Origin of the sequence: Actinomadura monticuli, assembly GCF_041463655.1 — a bacterium.
In the GTDB taxonomy this organism is placed as follows: Bacteria; Actinomycetota; Actinomycetes; order Streptosporangiales; family Streptosporangiaceae; genus Spirillospora; species Spirillospora monticuli.
In genome coordinates this window covers 421,441-442,071 of record NZ_JAXCEI010000006.1, presented here as the reverse complement: position 1 = coordinate 442,071, position 20,631 = coordinate 421,441, and the positions used below count along the sequence as shown (strand labels likewise).

Here is a 20,631-nt window from a genome sequence, read left to right as displayed (position 1 = left end):
TGGTTCATATTCCTAGCACCGATCGAGTGCGGAGGTGGAGGCGTATGACGACGGGACGGATTGAGGCGCTGCTCCCCTCGGCGGAGCCCGTGCGGTTCCTGACCGACGGCGGCGCGGCGGTACGCGGGAGGCAGCGCTACGCGGTGCCGGACATGGAGCTGCTGCGCAGGGCGCACCGGGCGATGGTCGTCGGGCGGCGGTTCGACGCGCAGGCGACCGCGCTGACCAAGCAGGGCCGGCTGGCCGTGTACCCGTCCAGCCACGGGCAGGAGGCGTGCCAGGTCGGCTCCGTGCTCGTCCTGGAGGACGGCGACTGGTTCTTCCCCACCTACCGGGAGTCGATGGCCCTCGTGTCGCGCGGCATCGACCCGGTCGAGGTGCTGTCGCTGCTGCGCGGCGACGCGCACTGCGGGTACGACCCCGGCCGCCACCACACGGCGCCGCAGTGCACCCCGCTCGCGACGCAGACCGTCCACGCGGCCGGGCTCGCGTACGCGGAGCAGCGCAAGGGGACGGGACGGGTCGCGCTGGCCTGCGTGGGCGACGGCGCGACCAGTGAGGGCGACTTCCACGAGGCGCTCAATTTCGCGGCCGTGTTCAAGGCGCCGGTGGTGTTCCTCGTCCAGAACAACCAGTACGCCATCTCGGTGCCGCTGGAGCGGCAGACCGCGGCGCCGTCCCTCGCCTACAAGGGCATCGGATACGGGGTGCGCTCCGAACGCGTGGACGGCAACGACCCGGTCGCGGTCCTGGCCGTGCTCGCCGCGGCCGTCGAGCACGCCCGATCGGGGAACGGACCGTTCCTCGTCGAGGCGCACACGTACCGGCTCGAATCGCACACGAACGCCGACGACGCGTCCCGCTACCGGACGGACGCCGAGGCCGACGCGTGGCGGAAGCGCGACCCGATCGCACGGCTGGAGAGCTACCTGCGGCGGCGCGGGCACCTCTCGGACGAGGACGTCGCGGCGGCGTCCGCCGAGGCGGAGGAGTTCGCCGCACGCCTCCGGGACCGGATGAACGCCGACCCCGAACTCGTCCCGCTGGGCCTGTTCGAGCACGTCTACGGCACCCCGACACCGCAACTGGACGAGCAGCGGGCCCTGCTCCGGGCCGAGATCGAGGCCGAGGAGGCGCTGACGTGATCACCATGGCGCAGGCGCTCAACACCGCGCTGCAGGAGGCGATGGACGCCGACGAGCGGGTCCTGGTGTTCGGCGAGGACGTCGGCGCGCTCGGCGGCGTCTTCCGCATCACCGACGGGCTGGCCGCCAAGTTCGGCGACGACCGCTGCTTCGACACGCCGCTCGCCGAGGCGGGCATCGTCGGGTTCGCGGTCGGGATGGCGATGGGCGGGTTCAGGCCCGTCGTCGAGATGCAGTTCGACGCGTTCGCCTATCCGGCGTTCGAGCAGATCGCGTCGCACGTGGCGAAGATGCGGAACCGCACGCGGGGGCAGGTCGCGCTGCCGATCGTCATCCGCATCCCCTACGCGGGCGGGATCGGCGGCGTCGAGCACCACTGCGACTCCAGCGAGGCGTACTTCGCGCACACGCCGGGGCTGAAGGTCGTCACGCCGGCGACGGTCGAGGACGCGTACTCGCTGCTGCGGGAGGCGATCGACGACCCCGACCCGGTCGTGTTCATGGAGCCGAAGAAGCTGTACTGGTCGAAGTCGGACATCGCGCGGCTGGACCGGACGGAGCCGTTCGGGCGCGCCGCCGTCCGCCGCCCCGGCCGGGACGCGACGGTCGTCGCGTACGGGCCGACCGTGCCGGTCGCGCTGGAGGCCGCTGCCGCCGCCGCGGACGAGGGCTGGGACCTGGAGGTCGTCGACCTGCGGACGCTCGTCCCGTTCGACGACGCGACCGTGGCCGCGTCGGTGCGCAGGACGGGCCGCTGCGTCGTGATCAGCGAGGCGGCCGGGTTCGCGGGCGTCGGCGCGGAGATCGCCGCCCGCGTCCAGGAGCGCTGCTTCCACAGCCTGCAGGCCCCGGTGCTGCGGGTGACCGGGTTCGACGTCCCGTACCCGCCGCCGATGCTGGAGCACCACCACCTGCCGAGCGTCGACCGCGTCCTGGACGCGCTCGACCGGCTCCAGTGCGACGACCGGCCGGACACGCGCTATCTGGGGGGCGCCGCATGAGCGAAGCGAACCGGGGGGCGCGGGGGGTCGTCCCCCCGCAAGAGACCCGCATGAGCGAAGCGAACCGGGGGATCGCCGCCCCGGACGAGACCCGCGTGAGCCCGACGGTCTTCAAGCTGCCCGACCTCGGCGAGGGCCTCACCGAGGCGGAGATCCTGGAATGGAAGGTCTCGGTCGGCGACACGGTGGCGGTCGACCAGGTCATCGTCGAGGTGGAGACCGCGAAGGCCGCCGTGGACGTCCCGATCCCGGTCGCCGGGACCGTCGCGGAGCTGTACGCGAAGGCGGGCACGGTCGTGGACGTGGGCTCGCCCCTCATCGCGGTGACCGCGCGGGACGCGGCCGCGGAGCGGTACCGGGAGGAGGAGCGGGCCGGTTCGGGGAACGTGCTCGTCGGCTACGGGACGTCCGGGACGCGCCGCTCCCGCCGCCGCGCCGCACGACCGTCCTCCGCCGGACCGGCGGCGGCGCCCCCGGCCCGCGACGACGTGGCGCGGGTCATCTCGCCCGTGGTGCGGCGCCTGGCGAAGGACAACGGGATCGACGTCGGCGTCATCGCCGCGACCGGCCCCGGCGGCGTCGTCCTGCGCCGGGACGTGGAGAAGGCGATCGCCGACGTCGCCCCCGCTCCGGCACCTGACGCGCGCGACGAGAAGGCGTCCGCGCCCCGCGAGCAGACCGCCTCCGGGCCCCGCGACGAGGACGCCGCCGAGCGCGTCCCGCTCAGGGGCGTCCGGCGGGCGACGGCCGAGAAGCTGTCCCGCAGCCGCCGCGAGATCCCGGACGCGACCACGTGGGTCGACGTCGACGCGACCCGCCTGGTCAAGCTCAAGAGGAGGATCGGGCGGGCCGACCCGGACGCGGGCGTCGGCATGCTGGCCCTGTTCGCCGCGATCGCCGTGGCGGGCCTCCGCCGGTTCCCCGAGCTCAACGCCTACGTGGACACCGAGCGGCAGGAGATCGTCCGGCTGCCGCGCGTCCATCTCGGGTTCGCCGCGCAGACCGACCGGGGCCTCGTCGTGCCGGTGGTCCGCGACGCGCACCGGATGACGCTGGCCGAGCTCGCCGCCGCGCTCAGGGAGCGCACGGAGGAGGCCCGCGAGGGACGCCTGTCCCCCGGCGACCTCACCGGCGGCACGTTCACGCTCAACAACTACGGCGTGTTCGGCGTGGACGGCTCGACCCCGATCATCAACCACCCCGAGGCGGCGATGCTCGGCGTCGGCCGGATCGCCGAGAAGCCGTGGGCGCACAACGGCAAGGTGAGGGTGCGCGAGGTGACGCAGCTGTCGTTCACCTTCGACCACCGGGTCTGCGACGGCGGCGTCGCCGGCGGGTTCCTCCGGTTCGTCGCCGACTGCGTGGAGCGCCCCGAGATGCTGGTCAGTCGCCGTTAGCCGCCGCGCGGCGGCGCAGCCCGTCGAACGCGACCTTGCACAGCGCGTCGGCGATCTCCCCACCACTCGCGCCGCCGCGCGGCCTGTACCACTCGATCAACGAGTTGACCAGGCCGAACAGCAGCCGGGCGGTGATCGCGGGGTCGATGTCGGCGCGGATGTCGCCCTCCGCCTCGGCCTGCGCGACGAGCGCGGCGACCAGGTGGTCGAACTCGCGTCGGCGGGCCAGCGCCCGCTTCTCGACGGCGGTGTTGCCGCGCACCCGCAGCAGCAGGGTGACGAACGGCTGCCGCTCGACGAGGACGGCGACGCTGGCGCGCACGAGGTGCTCCAGCCGGTCGACGGCGCGGCCCTCCACGGCGGCGGTCTCCTCGGCGGCGGCGAACAGCCCGTCGAGCGCCCGGTCGACCGCGAGCTGGAGCAGCTCGTGCTTGCCGGAGACATGGTGGTAGATCGCGGACTTGCCGATGCCGAGCCGCTTGGCCAGGTCGTCCATGCTGGTGCCGTCGTAGCCGCGCTCGTTGAACACCGTGACGGCGACCAGCAGCAGCGACTCCCTGTCGTAGCCCGGCCGCCCTCGCCGGTTCGCCCGCCCGCCGCCCGTGTCAGCCACGCGCCCATTATCGCAGCGCCGAACGCCGTTCGGCTCTTCTCCCGGGCCGCGCACCGGGTTAATATCTGACTGAACGGACGGTCAGTAAATCGAGGAGGCCAGATGGGTCCGCTGCCCAGTTACGTGTCCGGCGCCTGGCATGTCCCGCCGGACGAGGGCGCCCCGCTGGCCGACGCCGTGACCGGCGAGCTGGTCGCCCGCGTCTCCACGTCCGGCATCGACATGGGCGCGGCGCTGGAGCACGGGCGGCGGACGGGCGGCCCGGCCCTGCGCGAGCTGACCTTCCACCAGCGCGCCGCGCTGCTCAAGAACCTCGGGCTTCACCTGCGCGAACACCGCGACGAGCTGTACGCGCTGTCGGCCCGCACGGGCGCGACCCTGGCCGACTCAAAGATCGACGTCGACGGCGGCATCGGCGTCCTGCTGGCGTACGCGAGCAAGGGCAAGCGCGAGCTGCCGAACGACACCGTCCTCGTCGACGGGGACGTGGAGCCGCTGGGCAAGGGCGGCACGTTCGCCGCACGGCACGTCTGCACGCCGCTCCAGGGCGTCGCGGTGCAGATCAACGCGTTCAACTTCCCCGTGTGGGGCCCGCTGGAGAAGCTCGCCCCCGCGTTCCTCGCCGGGATGCCGAGCCTGGTCAAGCCCGCGCCGCAGACGGCGTACCTGACCGCGCGGCTGGTCGAGCTGATCGTCGAGTCGGGCATCCTGCCGGAGGGGACGCTCCAGCTCGTCTGCGGCGACCCCGGCGACCTGCTCGACCACCTGACCGAGCAGGACGTCCTGGCGTTCACCGGGTCCGCCACGACCGGCCGCACGCTGCGCGCGCACCCGGTCGTGACCGGGCGGTCGGTCCGCTTCAACGCCGAGGCCGACTCGCTGAACTGCTCCATCCTCGGCCCGGACGCCCGCCCCGGCACGGCCGAGTTCGACCTGTTCGTCAAGCAGCTCGTCACCGAGATGACGGTGAAGGCCGGCCAGAAGTGCACGGCCATCCGGCGCGCGCTGGTCCCGTCCGACCTGATGGACGACGTCGCGCGGGCGGCGGGCGAGCGGCTCGCGCGCGTGAAGATCGGGAACCCGTCCGACCCGGACGTCCGGATGGGCGCGCTCGCCACCCTCGAACAGCGCGAGGAGGTCCGCCGGCAGCTGAAGAAGCTCCTGGACGCGGGCCGCATCGTGTACGGCGACCCGGAGCGCGTCGAGGTGGCCGGCGCCGACGCCGAGCGCGGCGCGTTCCTGTCCCCGATCCTGCTGCGCGCGGACGACGCCGACCGCGCCGAGCCGCACGAGGTCGAGGCGTTCGGCCCGGTCAGCACGCTACTCCCCTACGACGGCGGCGCCGAGCGGGCGGTCGCGCTGGCGGCCCGCGGCCTCGGCAGCCTGGTCGGCTCGGTCGTCACCGCCGACCCCGGTTTCGCGCGCCGCGTCGTGCTGGGCGCCGCGCCGTGGCACGGGCGGCTGCTGGTCCTCAACGAGGAGGACGCGAAGGAGTCGACCGGGCACGGCTCGCCGATGCCGGGCCTCGTGCACGGCGGCCCGGGACGCGCGGGCGGCGGCGAGGAGATGGGCGGGATGCGCGGCGTCATGCACCACATGCAGCGCACCGCCGTCCAGGCCGGGCCCTCGATGCTGTCCGCGATCACCGGGCGCTGGACGCCGGGCGCGCCCCGCACCGAGACCGGCGCCCACCCGTTCCGCAAGCACCTCGAAGAGCTGCGGATCGGCGACACGGTCGTCGCCGGCCCCCGCACCGTCACCCTCGCGGACGTCGAGCACTTCGCCGAGTTCACCGGCGACACCTTCTACGCCCACATGGACGAGGAGGCCGCCAAGGCGAACCCGTTCTTCGGCGGCCGGGTCGCGCACGGCTACCTGGTGGTCTCGTTCGCGGCGGGCCTGTTCGTGTCGCCCGATCCCGGCCCCGTCCTCGCGAACTACGGGCTGGAGAACCTGCGGTTCCTCACGCCGGTCAAGCCGGGCGACGCGCTGACCGTCACCCTCACCGCCAAGCAGATCAGCCCGCGCGAGAACGCCGCCTACGGCGAGGTCCGCTGGGACACCGACGTCACCAACCAGGACGGCGCCTCGGTCGCCAGGTACGACGTCCTCACCCTCGTGGCCAAGCGGGAGGCATCATGACCCAGGAGACCCGCGACACCCGGGAGACGCAGGCGCACTTCGAGCGGACGATCGGCCGCGACCAGCGGATCGAGCCGCGCGACTGGATGCCGGACAAGTACCGGGCGACGATGGTCCGGCAGATCGCCCAGCACGCGCACTCCGAGATCATCGGGATGCAGCCGGAGGGCGCCTGGATCACCCGCGCGCCGTCGCTGCGCCGCAAGGCGATCCTGCTCGCCAAGGTGCAGGACGAGGCGGGCCACGGCCTCTACCTGTACTCGGCGGCGGAGACGCTCGGCGCCGACCGGTCCGACCTGACCGCCAAGCTGATCTCCGGCGGGCAGAAGTACTCCTCGATCTTCAACTACCCGACGCCGACGTTCGCGGACGTCGGCGTGATCGGCTGGCTGGTGGACGGCGCCGCGATCTGCAACCAGGTGCCGCTGTGCCGCAGCTCCTACGGCCCCTACGCGCGGGCGATGATCCGCATCTGCAAGGAGGAGTCGTTCCACCAGCGGCAGGGCTACGAGCTGCTGATGACGCTCATGCGCGGCACCGGGGCCCAGCGCGAGATGGTGCAGGACGCCGTGAACCGCTGGTGGTGGCCGTCGCTGATGATGTTCGGCCCGCCGGACGCCGACTCGACGCACACCGCGCAGTCCATGGCCTGGAAGATCAAGCGGCACACCAACGACGAGCTGCGGCAGCGGTTCGTCGACATGACCGTCCCGCAGGCGGACGCGCTCGGCGTCACGCTCCCCGACCCGGACCTGCGCTGGAACGAGGAGCGCGGCCACCACGACTTCGGCGAGATCGACTGGTCGGAGCTGAAACGCGTGATCAGCGGCGACGGCCCCTGCAACGCCGAGCGGATCGAGCGGCGCCGCAAGGCCCACGAGGACGGCGCCTGGGTGCGCGAGGCCGCCGCCGCGTACGCCGCCAAGCACTCCGACTCCGGAAGGGAGGTGGCGTGATGGACAAGGACTGGCCGCTGTACGAGGTGTTCGTCCGCGGCAAGCGCGGCCTGAACCACGTGCACGTCGGGTCGCTGCGCGCCCCCGACGACGAGATGGCCCTGCGGAACGCGCGCGACCTGTACACGCGGCGGAACGAGGGCGTCAGCATCTGGGTGGTCAAGGCGAAGGACATCACCGCGTCCAGCCCGGACGAGAAGGACCCGTTCTTCGCCCCCAGCGGCGACAAGGTCTACCGGCACCCGACGTTCTACGACATCCCCGAGAACGTCCCGCACATGTGAGGTCCCGATGCCCTCCGACAACCCGTTCGAGGCGCTCTCCGAGCAGAGCGACGACGCCCGCTGGGCGTTCGGCACCGGTTTCGACGACCCGCTCTCCGGGATCGACCCGTCCGTCCCGGACGGCGTCGACCGCGACGCGCTGGCCGCGTACTGCCTGATGCTGGGCGACGACGCGCTCGTCATGTCGCACCGCCTCCAGGAATGGTGCACGCACGCACCCGAACTGGAGGAGGAGGTCGCGCTCGCCAACATCGCGCTCGACCTGCTCGGCCAGGCCCGGCTGCTGCTGGCCCGCGCGGGCGTCGCCGAGGGCAAGGGCCGGGGCGAGGACGACCTCGCCTACTTCCGCGACGCGTCCGACTTCCGCAACGTCGGGCTCGCCGAGGCGGAGAACGGCGACTTCGCGTACTCGACGGTCCGGCTGCTGATGTTCGCGACCTGGCGGCTCGCGCTCCTGGACCGCCTCACCTTCTCCGCCGACCCCGTCCTCGCCGCGATCGCCGCGAAGAGCGTCAAGGAGGTCGCCTACCACCGCGACCACGCCGCGCTGTGGACGGTCCGGCTCGGCGACGGCACCGCCCTGTCCCACGACCGGACGCAGCGGGCGCTGGACCACCTGTGGCCGCTGACCGGCGAGCTGTTCGCCACGCACGAGGTCGAGCGCCGGATGGCCGACGCGGGCGCCGGCGCCGACCCGTCCGACGTCCGCGACGAGGTCGACGCCGTCCTCGACGAGGTGCTGGCGCGGGCGACCCTGCGCCGTCCCGAGCCCGTCCCGCCCCACCTGGCCGGACGGGACGGCGCGCACTCCCCGGCGCTCACCGCCCTCCTGACCGAGATGCAGAGCCTGGCCCGCGCGCACCCCGGAGCGACCTGGTGAGCGCCCGCGCGGTCGCCGAGACGGTCACCGACCCCGAGCTGCCGATGCTCACGCTCGCCGAACTCGGCGTCCTGCGCGACGTCACGGAGGAGACCGGCCGCGTCGAGGTGACGATCACCCCGACGTACACCGGCTGCCCCGCCCTGGACACGATGCGCGCCGACCTGCGGAGCCGCCTCGCCGTCGCCGGATACACCGACGTCCGGATCCGCACCGTCCTCGACCCGCCGTGGACGACCGACTGGATCAGCGATTCGGGGCACCGCAAGCTGCGGGAGGCCGGCATCGCGCCGCCCGGCCCGGCGCCCCGCCGCGCGCCGGGCCCGATCCCCCTCACGCTGGGCCCGACACGGCGCGTCCGCTGCCCGCGCTGCGGGTCCGCCGACACGGTCGAGCTGTCCCGGTTCGGCGCGACGGCCTGCAAGTCGCTGCGCCGCTGCGCGTCCTGCCGCGAGCCGTTCGAGCACTTCAAGGAGATCTGAGTGACGCTCATCGAGGCCGCACCACGCCGGGCCGGCTTCCACGCGCTGCGCGTCGCGGGCGTCGAGCGCCTGTGCGACGACGCGGTGGCGGTCACCTTCGACGTGCCGCCGGACCTCGCCGCCGCCTACGCCTTCCGGCCCGGCCAGTTCCTCACGCTCCGCCGGACGATCGGCGGGCGCGAGGAACGCCGCTCGTACTCGATCTGCGCCCCCGCCGGGGCGGCGCCGCGCATCGGCGTCCGCGAGATCCCCGACGGCCTGTTCTCCTCCTGGCTGGTGCACCACGTGCGGCCGGGCGACACCGTCGAGGTGCTCCCGCCCTCCGGCACGTTCACCCTGGACACCACCGCCGCGCACCACGTCCTCATCGCCGCCGGATCGGGCATCACGCCCGTCCTGTCGATCGCCGCGTCCGCCCTCGCCGACCCGGACGCCCGCGTCACCGTCCTCTACGGCAACCGGACGAGCGGCACCGTCATGTTCGCCGACGAGCTCGCCGACCTGAAGGACGCGCATCCCGACCGCTTCGAGCTCGTCCACGTCCTCTCCCAGGAGCCCCGCGAGGCGGAGCTGTTCAGCGGACGCCTGGACGCCGGCAGGCTGCGCACGCTGCTGCCCCTCCTCGTCCCCGTCGCGGACGTCGGCCACTGGTGGCTGTGCGGCCCGCTCGGCATGGTCACCGACGCCCGCGACGTCCTCGACGGCTTCGGCGTGCCGCGCGACCGCGTCCACCAGGAACTCTTCTTCGTGGACGACGCCCCGCCCGGGCCGAACCGCGCGCAGGCGGCGCCCAGCGGCCCGTCCTGCGAGGTCACCGTCGTCCTGGACGGCCGCTCGACGACCCTGACCCAGCCCGCCGACGCGCGGATCCTGGACTCCGCCCAGCGCGTCCGCCCCGACCTGCCGTTCGCGTGCAAGGGCGGCGTCTGCGGCACCTGCCGCGCCAGGGTCGTCGAAGGCGAGGCCGACATGCGCCGCAACTTCGCCCTCGACCCCGCCGAGGTCGAGGCCGGCTACATCCTCACCTGCCAGTCGACCCCGTCCACCCCCCGCCTCACCGTCGACTACGACTCCTGACCCGCACGTTCCGGTCATCGGGACAAGGGGTGGGCGCGGCGCCCCCGCCTCCTTACGATCGGCGCACTCGTGAAGTCGCCCTGGCGGCGGCAACGACCGGGCCAGGCGCGGGCCCTCGACTGGGGCGCTCGCGCGTGCGCGGGGCCGCTGAGAGGAAGACATGGACCAGACCGCTGACTACGTCGTGGTGGGGGCCGGCAGCGCGGGGTGCGTGCTGGCGCGGCGACTGGCCGACTCGGGGGCGAGCGTCGTCCTGCTGGAGGCGGGCGGGCCGGACCGGACGCCGCTGGTGCGCAAGCCCGGCCTGATCGCCGTCTTCCACAACGTCCCGCAGCTGAAGAAGAAGCTGGACTGGGGCTTCTACAGCACCCCGCAGGAGCACGCGCTCGGCCGGAAGATCCCGCAGGTGCGCGGGAAGGTCCTCGGCGGCTCCGGGTCGATCAACGGGATGCTGTTCGTGCGCGGGCACCGCAAGAACTACGACGACTGGGCGGCGGACGGCTGCGCCGGCTGGGGCTTCGACGACGTCCTCGCCAGCTACAAGCGGCTGGAGAACTGGGAGGACGGCGCCACCGACCTGCGCGGCGCGGGCGGGCCGATCCAGGTGACCCGGCAGCGCGACCTGACGCCGGCGTCCGAGGCGTTCATCGAGTCGCTCATCGACACGGCCGGGGTGAAGCGCAACGACGACTACAACGGCGCGGAGCAGGAAGGCGCGGGGATCTTCCAGCAGAGCGTCGACAAGGGGCTGCGGTACAGCTCGTCCGTCGGCTACCTGGACGACCACGGGCTCGCGAACCTGACGGTCGTCACGGGCGCGACGGCCGGCAAGGTGGTGATCGACAAGGGCCGCGCGACGGGCGTCGAGATCGTCACCAAGAAGGGGCCGGGGACGATCCGGGCGTCCAAGGAGGTCATCCTGGCGGCGGGCGCGTTCGGGTCGCCGCACCTGCTGATGCTGTCGGGCGTCGGCCCGGCCGCGCACCTGCGCGAGCACGGCATCGACGTGCACGCCGACCTGCCCGTCGGCGACAACCTGCACGACCACATGTTCGTGCCGATGACGTTCGTCATGGACACCGCCCGGAACAAGGGCACCGCCCCCTACTTCGCGCGCGGCGTCGCGAAGGAGTGGACGAAGGGCGGGACGTGGGTGGCCCGCAGCGTGTTCGAGGCGGTCGGGTTCGTCCGCAGCGGGCAGGCCGGTGAGATCCCCGACCTGCAGATCCACGCGCTGCCGTGGTCGTACCCGTTCCCGAACCAGGACGCCCCGGTGCGGCACAAGGTCGACAAGCGGCCCGCGCTGACGATCATGCCGACGCTGATCTACCCGAAGAGCCGCGGGACGGTCCGGCTGGCGTCCGCCGACCCGGCCGCGGCGCCCGTCATCGACCCCGGCTACCTGACCGAGCCCGACGACGCGCGGCTGCTGCTGGACGGCATCGAACTCGTCCGCGAGGTGATGAACAACAAGATCATCGCTGGGGACGTGAAGGCGGAGCTGTCCCCCGGGCCGCAGTACCCGGACCGGGAGACGCTGGCGAAGGAGCTGCCGAACCGCGCGACGACCGTCTACCACCCGGTCGGAAGCTGCCGGATGGGCGCCGACGAGCGCGCCGTCGTCGACCCGGCGCTGAAGGTCCGCGGCGTCGAGGGGCTCCGCGTCGCGGACGCGTCGATCATGCCGAGCATCATCGGCGGCAACACCAACGCGCCCAGCATGATGATCGGCGAGCACGCCGCCACGCTGATCCTGGGCGACTAGCCGCCACCCATTTCGTTGACCTGCGGCATGTTGTTGTTATGGCAGGCCGGATAACAACAACACGCCGCAGTTCAACGGGCGAATTCTCTGACGACCCAGCGGCGTTGCCAGGGGGTTTCGACGGCGCGCGGGTGGTGGTGCTCGCGCGCCCAGGCGACCGCGCCGGACGGGTCCACGCCGGCCAGGACGGCGAGGCAGGCGATGACGGTGCCGGTGCGTCCGACGCCGCCGCCGCAGGCGACCTCCACCGCCGCGCCCGCGGCGGCCCGCTCGTGCAGGGCGCGGACCTGCCGGACGGCCTCGTCCCGGTCGCGGGGCAGCCGGAAGTCGGGCCAGTCGAGCCACGCCGACTCCCAGCGCAGCCCCGGTTCGTGGCGCCGCCGGAGCCTCGCCGTCCCCAGGTAGAGGCCGAAGTCGGGCGGCGGGCCATCGGGCAGCGGGTCGCGGAGGCCGCGTCCCCGGACCCAGGCGCCGTCCGGCAGCCGGATCGCGCCGGTGAGCGGGGCGGTCACGGGGTCACCGCCTGGCGGCGGGCGCGGTGGTTGGCGACGTTCTGCCGGTTCCCGCACCGCTCCGGCATGCAGTAGCGGCGGCGTCCGGCGCGGCTGGCGTCGGCGAACACGCCCGCGCAGCCGGGCGCGGCGCACGCGCGGAAGCGGCCGTGGCCGAGCGCCCGGATCAGGTCGAGCAGCGCGACGCCGATGACGGCGGCCAGCTCGCCGGCGAGGGAGGCGTCCCGGACGGTCGGCACGTACCACTGCCACCGGCCGGACGGGTCGCGGCGCAGCACGGGTGCGAGCCCCGCGTGCCCGGCGAGCAGCGACGCGCCCTCCACCGCCCGCTCCTCGGTCTCGGCCTCCAGCACGGCGCGCACCTCCCGGCGCAGGAACCGGGCCTTCTCGACGTCCCCGGCGCCGGGCGTCCGGAATCCGAGCGGCGGGAGGAGGCCCGCCAGCGCGCCGGCGTCGGCGAGAGCCTCGCCGCCCCGCACTTCCGGTGACGTGGCGACGAGGGCGTTCGCGACCTCGACGCCCCGCGCGTAGTCGGCGATCGGAATGAGCACACGTCCTCCTGTAAGGGTTACAGAAGGACTTTAACCATTACTCGGTGCTGACGTCGAACTGGAGGCCGCCGTTCACCGCGGACACCTCCACATGCCGGCCGTGCTCCAGGTCGCCGGACAGCAGCAGGTCCGAGAGCTGGTCGTCGACCTCCCGCTGGATCGTGCGGCGCAGCGGCCGGGCGCCGAACTCCGGCTGGTAGCCGCGCTCGGCGAGCCAGTCGACGGCCTCGGCGGTGAAGTCGACGTCGACGTCCTGCGCGCGGAGGCGGCGGCGCGTCTCGTCCAGCAGCAGGTCGGTGATCTGCCTGAGCTGGCCGGCCTCCAGCCGCCGGAACACGATGATCTCGTCGATCCGGTTGAGGAACTCGGGCCGGAACGACTCGCGCAGGCGCCGCATGACCCGGTCGCCGAGCGCGCTCCCCTCGCCGGACATGCCGAAGCCGATCTCGGTCGTGCCGGTGATCAGCTCCGAGCCCAGGTTGCTCGTCATGATCACCACGGTGTTGCGGAAGTCGACGGTGCGGCCCTGCGCGTCCGTGAGCCGGCCGTCGTCGAGGATCTGCAGCAGCACGTTGAACACGTCCTGGTGCGCCTTCTCGATCTCGTCCAGCAGGATCACCGAGTACGGGCGGCGGCGGACGGCGTCGGTGAGCTGCCCCGCCTCCTCGTACCCGACGTATCCGGGCGGGGCGCCCATCAGCCGGCTGACGGTGTGCCGCTCCTGGAACTCGCTCATGTCGAACCGGATCATCCGGTCCTGGCTGCCGAACAGCGCCTCGGCGAGGGCCTTCGCCAGCTCCGTCTTCCCCACGCCGGTCGGGCCGAGGAACAGGAACCCGCCGATCGGGCGGTCCGGGTCGCCCATGCCCGCGCGGGACCGCCGGACGGCCCGCGCCACCGCCGCCACCGCGTCCTCCTGCCCGACCACGCGCTGGTGCAGATGCTCCTCCAGCTCGGTCAGCCTCTCGCGCTCCGCCTGCGTGAGCTGCGTGACCGGCACCCCGGAGATCCGGGAGACGACCTCGGCGATGTCCTCCGCCGTCACCTCCGGGACGGTCGAGGGGGCGTCGTCGTCGCGCGCCGTCGCGAGGTCCTTCTCCAGCCGGCCGATCTCGTCGCGCAGCTCGGACGCCTTCTCGTAGTGCTCGTCCGCGACCGCCTGGTCCTTCTCGCGGCGCCGCCGCTCCAGCCGCTGCTCCAGCTCGCGGCGGCTGCCGTCCCGCGTCCCGGACCGCAGCCGCACGCGCGCGCCCGCCTGGTCGACCAGGTCGATCGCCTTGTCCGGCAGGAACCGGTCGGTGAGGTAGCGGCTGGACAGGTCCACGGCCGCGACCAGCGCCTCGTCGTTGTAGCGCACCTGGTGGTGCGCCTCGTACCGGTCGCGCAGGCCCCGCAGGATCTCGATGCTGTCGTCGCCGCTCGGCTCCGACACGAGGATCGGCTGGAACCGGCGCTCCAGCGCCGCGTCCTTCTCGATGTTGCGGCGGTACTCGTCGATGGTCGTCGCACCGACGACGTGCAGCTCACCGCGCGCCAGCGGCGGCTTCAGCATGTTCCCCGCGGACATGGCGCCCTCGGCGCTGCCCACGCCCACGATCGTGTGGATCTCGTCGATGAACACGACCAGCTCGTCGGCGTGCTCGCGGATCTCGTCCACGAGCTTCTTCAGCCGCTCCTCGAAGTCGCCCCGGTAGCGGGTGCCCGCGACCACGCCGCCCAGATCCAGCTGGACGATCCGCTTCCCGCGCAGCGTCTCGGGCACGTCGTCGTCGACGATCCGCTGCGCCAGCCCCTCGGCGATCGCCGTCTTGCCGACGCCCGGGTCGCCGATCAGGACCGGGTTGTTCTTGGTGCGCCGCGACAGGACCTCGACGGTCTCCTCGATCTCCTGCTGCCGTCCGATCACCGGGTCGACCCGGCCCTCCCGCGCCAGCGCGGTCAGGTCGCGGCCGAACTCGTCCAGCGTCGGCGTCGCGGACGGCTGCGCGCCGCCCCCGCCCGGCGGCGGCTGCCCGGGGCCGCCCCCGCTCGCGGCCTGCTGCAGCGTGTCCGGCGTCACGTGCTCGTGGTCGAGGATCCGGCCCGCGCTCGACCCGCGGTCGAGCGCCAGCGCGAACAGGACGTGCTCGGGCCCGATGTAGGACGAGCCCAGCGCCCGCGACACCTGGTGCGAGTCCAGCAGCGCGCGCTTCGCCGACGGCGTCAGCTCGGGCGGGACGTCGCGCGGCTCGCCCCGCCGGCCATGGCTCTCGATCTCGTCCTTGATCTTGTCCGGGTCGGCGCCGGCCCGCTCGATCCAGTGCCGCGTCCCCTGCTGCCGCGTCGCCGCCCACAGCAGGTGATCGGTGTCGAGGTCGACGCTGCCCCACTGCGCCGCCTGCGCCGCCGCGTCCCGCACCAGTTCGCGCGCCGGCTCGCTCATGAGCCGGGCGATGCTGATCCGCTCCTGCGGGCGGCGGTGCGCCCGCGAACCGAAGAAACGGGCGAGCATCTCCTCGAAGGGATCCATCCCCCCTGACCCGTACCATCCCGCGGTCATCTTCGGAAACCCCCCGGTCGTCGAAGGACACGTCTGGCAATGGTCACTCACGTGCCCGTGGCGCGCTCCCGGAAACCCGGCCGGACGGTGCGCGCGGCTCCCCGGCGGCGCCGCACGAGATCGTCGGCGGCGTCCGGCCACCGGACGTGCTCGAAGGCGAACCCCGCGTCGAGCAGCCGGCCGGGGACGACACGGCGGCTCTTCAGCAGGAGCTCGGTGTCGGACCGGATCGCGAGCGCGCCGACCTCCGCCATCCACGCGGTCGCGGGCAGGCCGGCCGGGACGCCCCACGCGGCCCGCAGCGCCCGCATGAACCGCCGCTGCGGCAGCGGCCCCGGAGCCGCGAGGTTGACCGGCCCGGCGAGATCGTCCCGTCCGATCAGGAACTCGACCGCGCGGACGAAGTCGCGGTCGTGGATCCAGGACACGTACTGCGCGCCCCCCGCGACGGGCCCGCCGAGCCCGAGCCGCGCCAGCCACGACAGGACGTCGAACACGCCGCCGCGATCCGGGCTCATCACCATCGCGGCCCGCAGCGCGACCTTGCGGGTCCCCGGCGTCTCGGCCCGCTCCTGCGCCCGCTCCCAGTTCCGGGCGATCCTGACGCTGTAGCCCCAGTACCCCGGTACTCCGGGCTCACCACCGCCGATCACGCCGGTCGCCTCGTCGTTCGGCGCGTCGAACCGGTGCGCGTAGACGGTGGCCGTGCTCATTTGCAGCCAGACCCGCGGGGGTCGCGCGGCGGCCGCGATCGCCGCGCCCACGACCTCCGTCGACTGGACCCGCGAATCCATCATCTCCCGCAGGTTGGCGGGGGTGTAGCGGCAGCTGACGCTCCGCCCCGCCAGGTTGATCACGACGTCGCTGCCGTCGACCGCCTCCGCCCAGGCGCCCAGCGTCCGGCCGTCCCACGGGATCTCGCGCTCGCGCGACGGCCTCCGCGTCAGGACCACGACCTCGTGCCCCGCCGCCGTCAGCGCGCGATCCAGGATCGTGCCCACCTGCCCGGTACCCCCGGGGATCACAACCTTCATCGCCCCGCCTCTCGACGTCCCACAGGCGACTCTAACCGCAAAACTGAACGCGTTCAAAGAACGGTGCCGCACGCCACACCGGATCTCCCGGAGGGCCGCCCTACCCGCGCTCCACATCGTCCGCCGGGGTCTCGACCGGGCCGTGCAGCACCTCGCGGGCCTGTTCGGCAGCGCGAATGGTGCTCTCGCTGACGAATTCGAGGAAACGGGCGACGTTCTCGAGGCGCTCGGCGGCCGGGGTGCCGCGGCCGAGGACGTCGACGCCCTGCCGCGCGGTCTCGACGATCTGGGTGAGCGACCGGGCGCTCGCCATCATCGACTGGTACCAGACGTCGTCGTCGACGGTGTAGCGCTCGCGGCGCCGCTCGTCGCGCTCGCGCCGGACGAGGCTCTGCTCCTCCAGGAACGCGATCGCCTTGGACACCGACGCCGGGCTGACCTGGAGGCGCTGGACCAGTTCGGCCGCGGTGAGGCTGCCGGTGTCGGTGAGGGAGATGCACCCCAGCACCCGGGCCGTCATCTTGGGCATCCCCGAGGCCATGAGGACGGTGGTGAACGTCTCGGTGTACTCGCGGAGGGCCTCGGTGTCCCGCCCGTCGGGCCGCGGGGGCGCCTCCCGGGACGCCGCCCGCCTGCGCCGGTGGGCGCGGCGCTCGGTGGCGCGGTGCGCCAGGTCGGAGCGGTAGGCGGTGGGCCCGCCGTTGCGCATCACCTCGCGCGTGATCGTCGAGGTCGGACGATCGAGGCGGCGGGCGATCTCCGCGTAGGCGAGGCCGTCGGCCACCCCCAGCGCGATCTGCTGGCGTTCCTGCTGGGTGAGCCTGCCTCCCGGCATCGCGACCTCCTCGGTGCTCCTGGATGCGGAGAGCATAGCGTTCACTTCCAAGTCATTGCAACAATCGACTGTCCAGTCGTTGCATTGACCTTCATGTCATTGCAACAATTTAGGACTTTCTACCTGTAGAAACGCTCTTCACGTGCAACACAGTCGTTGCCAAAATTTGAAACGCAACGTAGCGTTTTTAGCATCGGAAACACAATCCACGGGGTGCGACGCCGGAGGCGCCACAGACCTCGACATCCACGCGACCACCTACGGCGACATCGTCGCTCGCGGCCTCTGAGGAGCACCATCATGACCAACCTGGCCATCGCGGCGAACGGGCTGCGCAAGTCCTACGGCGACAAGGTCGTGCTCGACGGCGTCGACCTGGCCGTCCCCGAAGGGACGATCTTCTCTCTGCTGGGCCCGAACGGCGCCGGCAAGACGACCACCGTCCAGATTCTCTCCACCCTGATCCCGGCCGACGGCGGCACCGTCCAGGTCGCCGGGCACGACCTCGCCCGCGAACCGGACGACGTGCGCGGCGCCATCGGCGTCACCGGCCAGTACTCGGCCGTCGACAAGCTGCTCACCGGCGAGGAGAACCTCCTCCTCATGGCCGACCTCAAGCACCTGCCCCGCAAGGACGGCAAGCGCAAGGCCGCCGAACTGCTCGACCGCTTCGACCTGGCCGACGCCGCGCGCAAGCCCGCCTCCACCTACTCCGGCGGCATGCGGCGCCGCCTCGACCTGGCGATGACCCTGGTCGGCGACCCCCGCCTGATCTTCCTGGACGAGCCCACCACCGGCCTCGACCCGCGCAGCCGCCGCTCCATGTGGCGGACCGTCCGCGAACTCGTCGCCCGCGGCGTCACCATCTTCCTGACCACCCAGTACCTGGATGAGGCCGACGAGCTCGCCGACCACATCGCCCTCCTCGACAACGGACGCCTGATCGCCGAGGGCACCGCCGACGAGCTGAAACGCCTCGTCCCCGGCGGCCACATCCGGCTCACCTTCACCGGCACGCCCCCGCTCGACGCCGCCCGCCGCCTCGTCGGCACCGGCATCGCCGACCCCGAGGCGCTCACCCTGCGGGTGCCGAGCGACGGCGGCGTCCGCTCGATCCGCGAACTGCTCACCCTCCTGGACGACCACGCGATCGACATCGCCGACATGAGCGTCCACACCCCCGACCTCGACGACGTCTTCCTCACCCTCACCGGCCGGCAGAAGGAGCCCACCCCATGAGCACCCTCACCCTCGCGATGCGCGATTCGTCCACCATGGTCCGGCGCCAGCTCAAGCGCCTGGTCCGCTACCCGGCCATGACCGTCCAGCTGATCATCACGCCGGTCATCATCCTGCTGCTGTTCGTCTACGTCCTCGGCGGCACCCTGGGCAGCGGACTCGGCGGCGGACGCGACGCCTACGTCAACTACGTCGTCCCCGGCATCCTCCTCATGGCGGTCGCGACCGCCGCGACCGGGACCGCCGTCATGGTCGCCACCGACATGACCGAAGGCATCATCGCCCGCTTCCGCACCATGCGGATCTCCCGCGCCTCCGTCCTCACCGGCCACGTCGTCGGCAGCGTCGTCCAGCAGCTGCTCGGCATGGCCGTCCTCATCGGGATCGCCCTGGCCATCGGCTTCCGCCCGAACGCCACCGCACTCGAATGGCTGGCCGCCATCGCGATGCTCACCCTGTTCGCCCTGGCCGTCACCTGGCTGTCGGTCGCCCTGGGCCTGAAGTCCCCGACCCCCGAGGCCGCCAGCAACGCCCCGATGCCGCTGATCCTCCTGCCCTTCCTGGGCAGCGGCTTCGTCCCCACCGACTCCATGCCCACCGCCCTCCGCTGGTTCGCCGAGTACCAGCCCTTCACCCCCATCATGGAAACCATCCGCGGTCTCCTCCTAGGAACCCCCATCGGCAACAGCGCGACCATCGCCACCGCCTGGTGCACCGGCATAGCGGCCCTCTCCTACCTCTGGGCCAAGCGCACCTTCAACAAGCCCTGACAGAGCACCCCGCCCCAAGGGCCGTCGGACCCCAGGTCCAGACGGCCCTTCACCCTTTCCAGGCCACCCATTCCAGCCCGGTCACGAAGTCCGGTTCGGTTACGTGGGGTCGGCGTCGCGGCCTTGGCGTTGGACGCCCCGGCGCATCGCGTCGAGGAGGATTTTTCCCACGAGGCCGAGGAACACGAGGTCACCGAACATCTGGACGGTCGTCAGGATCCGCGCCGGCTGGGAGCGCGGAACGATGTCCCCGAACCCGACCGATGAGAACACGGTCACGGTGAAGTACAGCGCGTCGACGTGGGTGAGCGGTTCGGAGAACGTACCCGGCGCATTGTTCTCCATCAGGCAGTAGCTCCCCGCGAACACCACCAAGAACAGCGTGACGGACGTCGCGAGCGCCTCGACGGCACGCAGCAGCGGCGTGGGCGACCGCACGATCGCCTTCGCCTGCCACCCGACGAGGACTCCCAGCGCGCCCAGGGAGCAGCCCAGCACCACGCTCGTCACGCCCGTGAACGAACGGGTCAGCGGCACCGCGAAGTAGACCGCCAGCAGGCAGGCGGTCGTCAGCGTCGGGCGCAGGACGGCCCAGAACACGAACCGGCGCGAGCGGGTCACCACCCCCCACCCATTCCCCGGCGGGACGAAGAAATCGTCTCGGTCATCCGCACCCGCCTGGCGCCGTAGCGGTCAGGGCGTCCGGCGGTCGCGCCAGGCTCACCGAACTGCTCACCTTCGCCGCCGATGGCGTCCTGGAACCACGGGTCGCCGGCCGGGTGCCCCTGACCGACGCCGCAACGGCCTACGACAGGGTCGCCGGCGGCGGCCAACGCGGCCGCTGGCTCCTACTCCCCTGACAAGCTCCCCTGACAAGCCTCAGCCGGCGCGGCCGTCCTCGACGGAAGCACGCCGAGGACGGCGTTCTGGCGTGTCCCGCCCTCGGGCCTCCTGCACTGGCAGCAGGCCCGAGGGCCGGGGGGGACGGTCAGGACGCGGGATCCACGAACATGGTGGTCTCCCAGGTACTGCCGTCCGGGAGTCGCGCCGTGAGGGTGGGGGCCGCGAATTCGCTCACCTCTGACGTCGTTCCCTGGAAGGTGACCGAGGACTGGCCCGCCGGGATGGTCACCTCGGCGGGGAGCTGAACGACCGGGTCGCTGCTTTCGAGATGCACGCTGATCGGCACGCTCGTGGCCGTCCCGAGGCGGACGGTGCCCGCGAACGGCTGCCCGCCGGTGATCACCCACGGCTCGACGTCGAACCCGACGAGACCGGGGTGCACCCGGACGGTGTGGCTCCGCGTCCCCACTCCCTCGATGTTCGCCGTGATGGTGACGTCGCCGTCGATATCGGACGGCATCGAGACCTGGATCTGAGAAGTCCCGGTGTGGCCTTCCAGGTACTGC

General features: G+C 72.7%; 20 protein-coding genes and 1 pseudogene. 13 read left to right on the top strand and 8 right to left on the bottom strand.

Features of this window, described 5'->3' with window-relative positions; translation table 11 throughout:
• The first annotated feature begins 44 nt into the window (after positions 1–44).
• From pdhA to SM611_RS16725, 3 genes are read left to right on the top strand one after another with little or no spacing between them, the layout of a single operon-like run.
• Complete coding sequence (gene pdhA / locus SM611_RS16735; RefSeq protein WP_371950464.1) at positions 45–1,145, top strand: pyruvate dehydrogenase (acetyl-transferring) E1 component subunit alpha; 1,101 nt, start codon at positions 45–47, stop codon at positions 1,143–1,145.
• Between the two features lie 5 nt (positions 1,146–1,150).
• Complete coding sequence (locus SM611_RS16730; protein WP_371950504.1) at positions 1,151–2,146, top strand: alpha-ketoacid dehydrogenase subunit beta; 996 nt, start codon at positions 1,151–1,153, stop codon at positions 2,144–2,146.
• 50 nt (positions 2,147–2,196) lie between these two features.
• The gene (locus SM611_RS16725; protein WP_371950463.1) at positions 2,197–3,543 is read left to right on the top strand and encodes a dihydrolipoamide acetyltransferase family protein; all 1,347 of its coding nucleotides are present in this window, start codon (positions 2,197–2,199) and stop codon (positions 3,541–3,543) included.
• On the opposite strand, the gene SM611_RS16720 is transcribed toward SM611_RS16725, so the two are convergent.
• Positions 3,530–4,156, bottom strand: coding sequence for a TetR/AcrR family transcriptional regulator (locus tag SM611_RS16720; protein ID WP_371950462.1), 627 nt, complete (start codon positions 4,154–4,156; stop codon positions 3,530–3,532). The two genes, SM611_RS16725 and SM611_RS16720, sit on opposite strands and share 14 nt — an antisense overlap.
• Before the next feature lie 102 nt (positions 4,157–4,258).
• Here SM611_RS16720 and paaZ point away from each other — a divergent pair, with 102 nt between their 5' ends.
• From paaZ to SM611_RS16685, 7 genes are all read left to right on the top strand, one after another.
• A complete protein-coding gene (paaZ, locus tag SM611_RS16715) occupies positions 4,259–6,298 on the top strand; it encodes a phenylacetic acid degradation bifunctional protein PaaZ (protein WP_371950461.1) in 2,040 nt (679 codons plus the stop codon).
• Complete coding sequence (paaA, locus tag SM611_RS16710; RefSeq protein WP_371950460.1) at positions 6,295–7,254, top strand: 1,2-phenylacetyl-CoA epoxidase subunit PaaA; 960 nt, start codon at positions 6,295–6,297, stop codon at positions 7,252–7,254. Before paaZ ends, paaA begins: the two co-directional genes overlap by 4 nt.
• Positions 7,254–7,538, top strand: coding sequence for a 1,2-phenylacetyl-CoA epoxidase subunit PaaB (gene paaB / locus SM611_RS16705; RefSeq protein WP_371950459.1), 285 nt, complete (start codon positions 7,254–7,256; stop codon positions 7,536–7,538). Before paaA ends, paaB begins: the two co-directional genes overlap by 1 nt.
• 7 nt (positions 7,539–7,545) lie before the next feature.
• Positions 7,546–8,418, top strand: coding sequence for a 1,2-phenylacetyl-CoA epoxidase subunit PaaC (gene paaC / locus SM611_RS16700; protein WP_371950458.1), 873 nt, complete (start codon positions 7,546–7,548; stop codon positions 8,416–8,418).
• Entirely contained in the window at positions 8,415–8,900 is a 486-nt protein-coding gene (gene paaD / locus SM611_RS16695; protein WP_371950457.1) for a 1,2-phenylacetyl-CoA epoxidase subunit PaaD, read from the top strand. The genes paaC and paaD overlap by 4 nt, the downstream gene beginning before the upstream one ends.
• 9 nt (positions 8,901–8,909) lie before the next feature.
• Complete coding sequence (gene paaE, locus SM611_RS16690) at positions 8,910–9,977, top strand: 1,2-phenylacetyl-CoA epoxidase subunit PaaE (protein ID WP_371950503.1); 1,068 nt, start codon at positions 8,910–8,912, stop codon at positions 9,975–9,977.
• A gap of 160 nt (positions 9,978–10,137) precedes the next feature.
• Positions 10,138–11,742, top strand: coding sequence for a GMC family oxidoreductase (locus SM611_RS16685; protein ID WP_371950456.1), 1,605 nt, complete (start codon positions 10,138–10,140; stop codon positions 11,740–11,742).
• Positions 11,743–11,813: 71 nt separating this feature from the next.
• Here SM611_RS16685 and SM611_RS16680 read toward each other — a convergent pair whose 3' ends face one another.
• From SM611_RS16680 to SM611_RS16660, 5 genes are all read right to left on the bottom strand, one after another.
• On the bottom strand, positions 11,814–12,254 hold the full coding sequence (locus tag SM611_RS16680; protein WP_371950455.1) for a phosphatase domain-containing protein: 441 nt from the start codon (positions 12,252–12,254) through the stop codon (positions 11,814–11,816).
• Positions 12,251–12,805 carry a CGNR zinc finger domain-containing protein gene (locus SM611_RS16675; protein ID WP_371950454.1) on the bottom strand — a complete coding sequence of 185 codons (555 nt, stop codon included), beginning with the start codon at positions 12,803–12,805 and terminating at the stop codon, positions 12,251–12,253. The genes SM611_RS16680 and SM611_RS16675 overlap by 4 nt, the downstream gene beginning before the upstream one ends.
• 37 nt (positions 12,806–12,842) lie before the next feature.
• A complete protein-coding gene (locus tag SM611_RS16670) occupies positions 12,843–15,344 on the bottom strand; it encodes an ATP-dependent Clp protease ATP-binding subunit (protein ID WP_371950453.1) in 2,502 nt (833 codons plus the stop codon).
• Between the two features lie 47 nt (positions 15,345–15,391).
• Entirely contained in the window at positions 15,392–16,378 is a 987-nt protein-coding gene (locus SM611_RS16665) for a TIGR01777 family oxidoreductase (protein ID WP_371950452.1), read from the bottom strand.
• Between the two features lie 100 nt (positions 16,379–16,478).
• A complete protein-coding gene (locus SM611_RS16660) occupies positions 16,479–17,213 on the bottom strand; it encodes a helix-turn-helix domain-containing protein (RefSeq protein ID WP_371950451.1) in 735 nt (244 codons plus the stop codon).
• A gap of 300 nt (positions 17,214–17,513) precedes the next feature.
• Here SM611_RS16660 and SM611_RS16655 point away from each other — a divergent pair, with 300 nt between their 5' ends.
• Both SM611_RS16655 and SM611_RS16650 read left to right on the top strand, forming a co-directional pair.
• Positions 17,514–18,452, top strand: a complete 939-nt coding sequence (locus SM611_RS16655) for an ATP-binding cassette domain-containing protein (protein WP_371950450.1) — start codon at positions 17,514–17,516, stop codon at positions 18,450–18,452.
• The gene (locus SM611_RS16650) at positions 18,449–19,222 is read left to right on the top strand and encodes an ABC transporter permease (protein ID WP_371950449.1); all 774 of its coding nucleotides are present in this window, start codon (positions 18,449–18,451) and stop codon (positions 19,220–19,222) included. Before SM611_RS16655 ends, SM611_RS16650 begins: the two co-directional genes overlap by 4 nt.
• 99 nt (positions 19,223–19,321) lie before the next feature.
• On the opposite strand, the gene SM611_RS16645 is transcribed toward SM611_RS16650, so the two are convergent.
• The gene (locus tag SM611_RS16645) at positions 19,322–19,843 is read right to left on the bottom strand and encodes a potassium channel family protein (protein ID WP_371950448.1); all 522 of its coding nucleotides are present in this window, start codon (positions 19,841–19,843) and stop codon (positions 19,322–19,324) included.
• 80 nt (positions 19,844–19,923) lie between these two features.
• Here SM611_RS16645 and SM611_RS16640 point away from each other — a divergent pair.
• Positions 19,924–20,082 (top strand): annotated as a pseudogene (locus tag SM611_RS16640) (zinc-binding dehydrogenase); the annotation flags it as partial.
• Between the two features lie 128 nt (positions 20,083–20,210).
• Here SM611_RS16640 and SM611_RS16635 read toward each other — a convergent pair.
• Positions 20,211–20,585: a hypothetical protein gene (locus SM611_RS16635; RefSeq protein WP_371950447.1), complete on the bottom strand. Its 375-nt coding sequence runs from the start codon at positions 20,583–20,585 to the stop codon at positions 20,211–20,213.
• Between the last annotated feature and the right edge of the window lie 46 nt (positions 20,586–20,631).